This window comes from Pseudomonas sp. ENNP23 (assembly GCF_001728945.1).
In the GTDB taxonomy this organism is placed as follows: domain Bacteria; phylum Pseudomonadota; class Gammaproteobacteria; order Pseudomonadales; family Pseudomonadaceae; genus Metapseudomonas; species Metapseudomonas otitidis.
Genome location: NZ_LYSP01000103.1, coordinates 1 through 1,262 on the forward strand (window position 1 = coordinate 1; position 1,262 = coordinate 1,262).

Consider the following 1,262-nt stretch of genomic DNA (forward strand, 5'->3'; position numbering starts at 1 on the left):
TGTACGGACCGGAGACATGGTGGACACATGTGCGGGGACATGGTTGACACATTATGGACCGTAGTCAGGGTCATTCAGGTCAATGGTTCGAAGTAGCTGGTGGCAGAAGTACACATCGAACAAATGTTCGGCATCTGAGTGCGGACGTATTGCTATCACTTTCCCAGCTAAGCCCTTGGCAATGCGGAAGTAGCGTTTTCTGAAGCGGAAACGGCTGTGGTAGACCTTCGCCAACACATCATCCAGACCGTACTCGAACTCTGTTGGTTGTTCGGGATACTTCCAGGGGCTCGTCCGATAGCGACTGATAGGAACCTGGTAAGACAGAGCTTCATGCGGGCGCTGGTGGTTGTAGATTTCTCGCCAGCGATCAAATGCTGACTGGGCTTCCGCCAGATCATGGAAATGCTGACCCTTGAGAACTTCCAGTTTGAGGGATCGGTGGAAGCGCTCATCCTTGCCATTGGTTTGCGGATGGTAGGGGCGGCTGAAGCTCAGTCGAATTCCCAGGCTGACCAACCAGACGCCAAGCTCCGAAAGCTCGCCAGGATTGCGTGGAGAACCCCAAGGTGCGCCATTGTCGGTGTTGATTCTCGCTGGCAAGCCATATCGCCTGAACACGTCTATCAGGCGTTCCTGGACTGTCTGTCGCCTCTCATTTGCACAGGCCTGAATAGCGAGGCTGAAACGAGAGTGGTCGTCGATCAGTGTCAGGGGATGGCATTGGCCTTGGTGGGTCAGGAAATACCCTTTGAAGTCCATTTGCCAGAGGTCGTTAGGAGCTTCGTGCTCAAAACGCTGCCAGGGCCTCTTCACCTCCGGCCCAGGCGATTCGACCAAGTTGTTGCGATGCAGGATGTTCGTCACCGTACTGGGCGCAACGCAGCAACCCAGAGCATGACTGATCTTGCGCCCACCCCAGGCTGGATGTGCTCGTCGAAGGGCCACCACTTGCGCTTCGATCTCTGCAGACGCTTGCCGAGGGCTACTGCGCGGTCGCCGGGACTGCTCCTGTAAACCCGCAGCGCCTTCCGCGACATATCGCTTTAACCATTTGTAGGCTGTTTGCGGGCTGATATTGAAACGGCGGCACAGCTCCCTTCGGTTGCTGTCGGGAAGAAGTGCCAGGGCAATGAACTCTGCTTTTAGGCTCATAGCGTCTCTCGTGTTCCAAGGCATGGTCGTTACCCGGCAAGGCTGGCTTGCCGAAAAGTGTCAACCATGTCTCCGCACACCTGTCAGCTATGTCTCCGGTCCGTACA

Annotated in this window: 1 protein-coding gene; it reads right to left on the reverse strand. The window is 55.9% G+C overall.

Annotation, left to right across the window (positions count from 1 at the left end; all coding sequences use genetic code 11):
- Positions 1–51: 51 nt before the first annotated feature.
- Positions 52–1,179 (reverse strand): IS481 family transposase, encoded by a 1,128-nt coding sequence (locus tag A9G05_RS26960; RefSeq protein ID WP_083272687.1) that lies wholly within the window; start codon positions 1,177–1,179, stop codon positions 52–54.
- Positions 1,180–1,262 lie beyond the last annotated feature (83 nt).